Here is a 7,201-nt window from a genome sequence, read left to right on the forward strand (position 1 = left end):
ATTTCCGGTTTCGAAGGAGAGGATCGCGAACCGGTATTCAGCAGTGATGATCAGTTCATTTATTACCTGAGTGAGAAAAACGGCAACCAGAATATTTTCAAAGCCCCCGTCCTGAACCGGATGGCCGAGCAGCAGCTTACCCGGCTCGACCGGCACCCGGTACGCCATTTAACAGCCAGCCTTGATAATACACTTTGTTACACCTACAACGGGGAAATCTACACGTTGAAAGAAGGTGAACAACCTAAAAAACTGGCCGTTCAGATCTTCAATGATGGCAGGGCCGGGGTTACCAAAAATGTTTCCATTAACGGCAATGTAACAGAGTTCGAACTCTCGCCGAATGGAAAAGAGATTGCTTTTGTTACCAGGGGAGAAATTTTTGTAACCAGCGTGGAAGGAAAACAAACCAAGCGCATCACCAATACCCCACAGCAGGAACGTATGGTACATTGGAGCCCCGATGGCAGAAGCCTGCTGTATGCAGCTGAACGAAACAACAACTGGGATATTTACCAGGCAGTTATAGCACGTACCGAAGAACCGTACTTCTATGCAGCCACGCTTATTAATGAATTTCCCCTGCTTGCTACCGCCGAAGAAGAATACCAACCTAAATTTTCTCCCGACGGCAAAGAAATTGCCTATGTAGCAGAGCGGAATCAGCTAAAAGTATATAACCTCGCCACCAAAAAAACACGTACCCTTCTGCCCACCGGGCACAACTACTCCTACGCAGATGGAGATTGGGATTTTAACTGGAGCCCCGATGGGCAATGGATTATCAGTGATGACGGCGATGGAAAAATGTTTTCCGAAAATATGGCCATGATCAAAGCCGATGGCAGCGCCGGAATTCAGTATCCCCTCAAAAGCGGGTTTGGCCAGGGCAACCTCAAATGGGGCATGAACGGCAAAGCAGTATTCTGGACCAGTTCAAAAGAAGGCCGTAAATCGCTGGCCCTGCAAGGAAGTCGTGAACTGGATATTTATGCAGGTTTCCTGGACCAGGACCTGTTCGACACCTTTAAATTAAGCAAAGAAGAATTTGAATTAAGAAAGGAAAAAGAGGAAAAAGACGCCAAGGAAGAAAAAGAGAAAGAAGCAACCAATAAAGAGAAAAATAAAAAACCAGTTCCGGAACCGAAGAAAGAAAACTGGGTACCCTTATTGGAAAACCTGGAAAACAGGGTAGCCAGGTTAACCATCAACTCGAGTTCTATCGCTGACTATGCCGTAAACAAAGAGGGATCAAAGATCTACTACCTGGCATCGTTCGAAAAAGGATACGATCTCTGGGTAACGGAACCACGTACAAGAGAAACTAAAATACTGGCTAAGCTGGGTGGAACACCCAGTGGAATAGAAATGAGCAAGGATGGCAAAAGCCTGTTTGTTACCAATCGCGGCTCGCTGGTGAAAATTGATGAAGCGGGCAAAATCAGCCCGGTTTCCATTGATGGAGAAATGGTACTGGATGCAGCAGCCGAACGCAACTACATTTTCGACCATGCATGGAGACAGGTACAGAAGAAATTTTATGACCCCAAACTGCACGGACTCGATTGGGAAGGATTAAAAAAAGACTATGCCCGTTTTCTTCCGCATATCAGCAATAATTACGACTACCAGGAATTACTGAGCGAACTGCTGGGCGAATTGAATGCCTCCCATACAGGCGGACGATACAGCCCCCAGATGCAAAACCCCGATGCTACCGCTGCACTGGGACTGCTGTATGATGAAAGCAAGGGCGGCAATGGTTTGCTAGTAACCGAAGTAATTGAAGGCGGACCTTTAGATCGGGCCGCTTCCAGGGTTAAAGCTGGGGTGGTAATTGAGAAAATCGATGGCCAAGCTATCAGCCAGGACAATGATTGGACAGCTCTTTTAAATCGAAAAGCAGAAAAAAACACCCTATTGAGCCTCTATGATCCAACAAGCGGCAAACGATGGGAAGAAGCTACCAAACCCATCAGCTTCCAGGAAGAAACTTCCTTAATGTACAAACGCTGGGTGAAAAAAATGGACGCCCTTGTAACCAAACTGAGCGACGGTAAAGTAGGGTATGTACATGTACAGGGCATGAACGATGGCAGTTTCCGCTCTTCTTACGATGTTGTGATGGGAAAAAACAGTGATAAAGAAGCGCTTATTGTAGATACCCGATTCAATGGAGGTGGTTGGTTACACGACGATCTGTTGAATTTCCTAAGCGCCAAAAGATACCTAGATTTTGCACCGCAGGGTAATCGCCTAAAAGACGGCGAGCCGGCCGGCCGCTGGAGCAAACCCAGTTGCGTGGTAATGAGCGAGGGCAACTATTCCGATGCCTTTATTTTCCCATACGTATACAAACAACAGGGAGTCGGCAAACTGATCGGCATGCCGGTTCCCGGCACTGGAACCGCAGTTTGGTGGGAACAACAGATTGACCCCACCATCGTTTTTGGCATTCCTATGATTGCAACCATTGGAAAAGAAGGAAGACCAACTGAAAACCTGCAATTGGAACCGGATATCAGGGTACCATTGAGTTATGAAGATTTCCTGAACGGGAAGGACGCGCAGATTGAAGCTGCGGTAAAAGAGATGCTGAAGACGATTCGTGAAAAAAAAGGATTTTAGCAACCATCCTGAAGAAAGACATTTCCTAAGGGAAAGATAAAAATGAGGGGCGGCGAACGAATTTGGAAGATTACTTCGTTAGTTTGGAACCTGAAACCATCCAACATGAAGAACTCCTCCGGATTTTTTGGCCGCCCTTTTTTTATGCTCAGCCTGGCAATGGCAACATTCTCCATCATTTCAATGGATGCAGCGGCCCAAACCATTACCGGTGTATGGAGAGGCAAAATCAAAGGACAACAGGCAGAGGTTAAATTGATAAAATCTGGCGATAACCTGGTTGGAGTTGCCTATTATTATCAAAAGAAAAACAACTACAAACGCTATAGTATACGCGGGCACTTTGATCCCGCTACCAATTCCGTTATCTGGTGGGATGAGGTATTGCTGGATGCGTACGGGAAAGGCGGTATTATGCAAATCAGACCAGACGCGGGCGCCCAACTGATGGTAGCAGATTTTAATTGTCCGGGTGGCGAAGAAATGTACCTCGACGGTACCAGTTCCAGCCGCGATCAACAAAACAGCAAAAACGGGGTACTGCATTTGCAGAAAATGGAGAAACCCTTATTCAACGATGAATGGGATTATATAATCGACAACTATTTTGTTGGTGCAAATAACCCGCTGTTGATCGATAGCATTGCACAGGTTAAGGTAAACGCTGAGTACCCCGAAGAAACCATTCTTCCGGCTTTGCCCGCACCGGCTCCTCCGGTTACGGTAACGGCGCCGGTAAGCCCAGCTCTTCCGGCAGATGCCAACGATCCGGCAGAGAAAAAATTCAGCTCCCGGAAAAACGTACTACAAACAGTTATACCGATTACAGCAAAAACAATTGAGCTGCGCTTTTATGACAACGCACAGGTAGACGGAGATTCCATAGCATTATTCCTAAACGGGCAACTGCTCTTTAAGAACATACGACTTACGGAAGAAGCCTATACCGTAAAACTGAATGCTGCCGATCTCCAGGCCGACAATGAACTGGTAATGGTAGCCGAAAACCTCGGCAGCATTCCACCCAACACCTCCTTTATGGTAGCTATTGTAGGTGATAAACGATACGAAGCCCGGCTTTTTGCCAATGAACAAAGCAGTGCTATGATTCGATTGGTAAATCCTGTTGTATTGAAAGAATAACCCAAACTATAAAAAATGAAACCATTTGTACTACTGCTTTCCTGCATGGGCATTTTTATATGCTCCTGCTTTGCACAGAAAACCTTTGTAATAATGGGTGAGGTAGACGGACTGAAAGAAGGTACCGTTATTAGCCTCATGAAAGCAATGGGATCTGTTTTGAGTGAAGTAACCAAAGACACTGTGGTAAATGGGCGTTTTAAAATTGAATATGATCCACAGAACGACGCTGTTGAAAACTTTTCCCTTAATTGTTTTGATGACGGATTCCCTTCCCTTGGTCTTAGGTTGTGGACAAAAGCAGGTCATCCTATTTATATAAAAGGAAAAAACAACCTTGTTTATACCTGGCAGGTCAGCAGCGACATACCCGAACAAAAAGAATGGTCTTATTTTATCAGCGCTAATAAAGATTTATGGAATAAGTTCCAGCAACTTTCGGTTAAACGAAGCAGTTTAGTCAAAACCCATTTTTATGCAGATGGCAGCACGGAAGAAGAAAAAAAAGCAGCCAAAACCCTTATTGATTCAATAGACAAACAGACAGATAACTATCAATACGAAATTTATAAAAAAAATATTGCACTGTTGAAAAAACTGCCGATCACCCCTGTTCGGCTTGAGGTACTTCGAGATGTAGCCAACCTGATTAAATGGAATAATATCGAAGAATTCAGAGCACCGGTGCAAAAAATATATGAAAAACTGAATGCCTCTTTAAAGAACAGTGCGGATGGTGAACTGATTGCATTAATTCTAAACCCTCCCAAAACGGCAAAGGTCGGCGAACCTATGTATGATACCTTACTAACCGATCTGAATGGAACATATTATCACCTTTCCGACTTCAAGGGCAAATATATCTTATTAGATTTCTGGAGTTTCGGTTGCGGTCCCTGCCATGCTTCTGTACCGGAAATGAAAGAAATTGCGGAAGCATTTAAAGAGAGTTTAGCGGTAGTAAGCTTAACCAGCGACAACCAGGAAATGTGGAAGAAAGCCTCTGATTATTTTAAAATGACCTGGAATAACCTGAGTGATGGAAAGGAAAACCGTGGAATATATGCCCGTTATGGCGTATCGGGCATTCCTAATTACGTGTTGATTCGTCCGGATGGTATAATACAGGATATGTGGACGGGGTATGGTAAAGGCAGTTTAAAAACCAAACTAAAAGAACTCGCTAATTTATCTATCGACTAAACAACCAGGTTGAATACCAACAAAGCAACGATTAAAAAAAAATGCTTATACCATGAACACCACCACAATACTGGCTAAAAATGCCGATTATAACTGCTGGGTAACAGAACAACTGGTTAACTGGTTACAAAAATTTCCCGAAGAACTGTTACAAAAGCAATGCCCCTCCAGCTTTAACAGCATTGCAAAAACCCTTAAGCATATTAGTGATACCCAGTTATACTGGTCCTCCCTGATCCGGGAAACCGCGGCACCAGTTTTTGACTATATGCCCAGCGTTGTAAACACCCGAACAGAAATGAAGAACCTGTTAGAGGAAGCTGTGTTATTGGCAACCTATGTCAAAAACAATACAACAACGATGCAGGAAAGGAAACGGATAGAAACCGAGTGGTTTACTTCCAATTTTCCGAAGCTTGAATATTTCCAGCATTTAATCATTCATACCTCCTACCATCGGGGCCAGATTGTTACTATCGGCCATAGTGTCGGCGTAAACAACGCCCCCATGATGGATTTTAATTACTGGAATGTACAAACCAATCAACTATAAAACCCTAGTTCATTAAAGGGTTACCTTATACTCCACATACTTTGTATCCACCTCAAGGCATGCAAGAAATTCTTTCCAGCGTTTGGCGGATAAGCCACTGGGTTTAGTTCCTTTCAGAAGGTCTTCGGGTTTATAATTGCTATCGGCAGAAAAGATCACCCTTCCATTGGTTCTTTCCCGCAGTGCATTTACCAACGGAGAATAGGGAATTCCCTGGTACTGTTTTTCTTTTTCCGGGATAAAGGCTACTAGATCAGGATGTGTCATTAATTCCAGCCCCAGTGCTTTTAATGTGCCGTTATGACTAGCGTGGTGCGCCACTTTGTACAGGATTGTCTGCGCCAGCAAATCGCTGGTAGTGAATTCTGTTATAGTACCGTTGGCATCTACCTCTTCCCAGGCAAGCTCCTGCCAGCTCAACCAACTACCTACCTGGGCATCGCCTGGAAACAGAAGCACCCTTTCCGAATCAACCAATTGAATTGCCAATACCAGGCTACTGTTGTTAATACAACCATCTACCTGCAAAGCCAGCGTGCCTGCCGCATCCATCCAGTCGGCATCTACGGTTCTCCAGCGCTCGCCAGCACTGTAATAGGTCCGGTGCAGCCAGGTGTCCTTTTGGGCTTCTTTCAGAGACGTAGTTATTACTCCGGAAAAAGGCGCGCCATCTTCCACTTCCCAATTATCCTGGTGCAATACCCCTTTCATATAACCAACCAACGATGGGTCGTTAAAGCCCAGGTAGACTTCTTTTTTGGTGCCTCCGGATGGCGCATCTTTGTTTAACATGCCACTTCTGGGCGGACCTAGAACAAATATCCGCACACCGGTTAACTCCCCTAATGCATCCACAATATCACCCGGTTCAAAATAGCGCAAACGTGCTTGTTGGCCACCTAAACCAGTTTTGATATGATCAAACGCCTCCATGGTATCAATCGACAGATCTTCGAGCGGATGATAACGGATTCCGCTGGAAGACGTTTTTTTGGCTTCGAGGGCACCGTTAAATGCCAGCAGATCTTCCAATGCCAGCTCAAATGCCTCTCGGAACTGCAGCACTTCTTCTCCATCTTCGAGCAATGTATAAAAACCCGTCTCTTTCTCTTCTTTTGTTTTTTTCTTCAATGCTTTTACAGCAGATGTAAGCGTTGCCAACCCCATCCGTAAATAAGCATTTATCTGCCGGGCTTCTTTGTCGCGCGGATTTTCAGTCCAGCTCATCCAGATTTCATCAATTACAAATTCATTAAATAGACCCAATGATGGATGAAATGCAGATACATGGTCGTAGTGTTCATGGGTAGCCACCAGTACATCAAGATAAGGCACTTGCTTTCTACCCTGCTTTCGCATAACCAGCTTTTTGATATCCTCTACCACATCAGCCAGCGGAACTTGCGGATTTGTATCATTTTTTTTCAATCCGCAATCGATCAGTATTGTAAAAACCTGCTTCTCTCCCTGGAAAAAACGCAACAAAAAACAGTCGCCGAAGCCCTGGCGATACATGCGTATTTTAACGGATGTTATTGCACTCATAAAATGTTTTTAGTGGCTATGCATAAATGCAAATGGCCCTGCTAATCCAGTTAATATATTTTCAGAAAAATAGGTATGATTATCCTGCAATGTATTGGCACAACAATATCGAAACTGCTGCTCCAGGCG

General features: G+C 44.6%; 5 protein-coding genes. 4 read left to right on the plus strand and 1 reads right to left on the minus strand.

Features of this window, described 5'->3' with window-relative positions:
• The 4 genes from A1D16_RS05920 to A1D16_RS05935 all read left to right on the plus strand — a co-directional run.
• A partial coding sequence (locus tag A1D16_RS05920; protein ID WP_290708366.1) for a S41 family peptidase occupies positions 1-2,628 on the plus strand: 2,628 nt, incomplete at its 5' end.
• Positions 2,629-2,733: 105 nt separating this feature from the next.
• Positions 2,734-3,771: a hypothetical protein gene (locus A1D16_RS05925; RefSeq protein WP_290708367.1), complete on the plus strand. Its 1,038-nt coding sequence runs from the start codon at positions 2,734-2,736 to the stop codon at positions 3,769-3,771.
• Positions 3,772-3,786: 15 nt separating this feature from the next.
• A complete protein-coding gene (locus A1D16_RS05930) occupies positions 3,787-4,974 on the plus strand; it encodes a TlpA disulfide reductase family protein (RefSeq protein WP_290708368.1) in 1,188 nt (395 codons plus the stop codon).
• Between the two features lie 52 nt (positions 4,975-5,026).
• Entirely contained in the window at positions 5,027-5,527 is a 501-nt protein-coding gene (locus A1D16_RS05935; protein WP_290708369.1) for a DinB family protein, read from the plus strand.
• Between the two features lie 12 nt (positions 5,528-5,539).
• Here the strand turns inward: A1D16_RS05935 and A1D16_RS05940 are convergent, their stop codons facing one another.
• Positions 5,540-7,072 carry a hypothetical protein gene (locus tag A1D16_RS05940; protein WP_290708370.1) on the minus strand — a complete coding sequence of 511 codons (1,533 nt, stop codon included), beginning with the start codon at positions 7,070-7,072 and terminating at the stop codon, positions 5,540-5,542.
• Positions 7,073-7,201 lie beyond the last annotated feature (129 nt).

Origin of the sequence: Flavihumibacter sp. CACIAM 22H1, from assembly GCF_001601815.1 — a bacterium.
Lineage (GTDB): Bacteria > Bacteroidota > Bacteroidia > Chitinophagales > Chitinophagaceae > Flavihumibacter.

Excerpts from the sequence above, each read along its gene's own strand:
- A1D16_RS05930 (WP_290708368.1), top strand. The coding sequence starts at position 3,787 with ATGAAACCATTTGTACTACTGCTTTCCTGCATGGGCATTTTTATATGC.
- A1D16_RS05925 (WP_290708367.1), top strand. The coding sequence starts at position 2,734 with ATGAAGAACTCCTCCGGATTTTTTGGCCGCCCTTTTTTTATGCTCAGC.
- A1D16_RS05935 (WP_290708369.1), top strand. The coding sequence starts at position 5,027 with ATGAACACCACCACAATACTGGCTAAAAATGCCGATTATAACTGCTGG.
- A1D16_RS05940 (WP_290708370.1), bottom strand. The coding sequence starts at position 7,072 with ATGAGTGCAATAACATCCGTTAAAATACGCATGTATCGCCAGGGCTTC.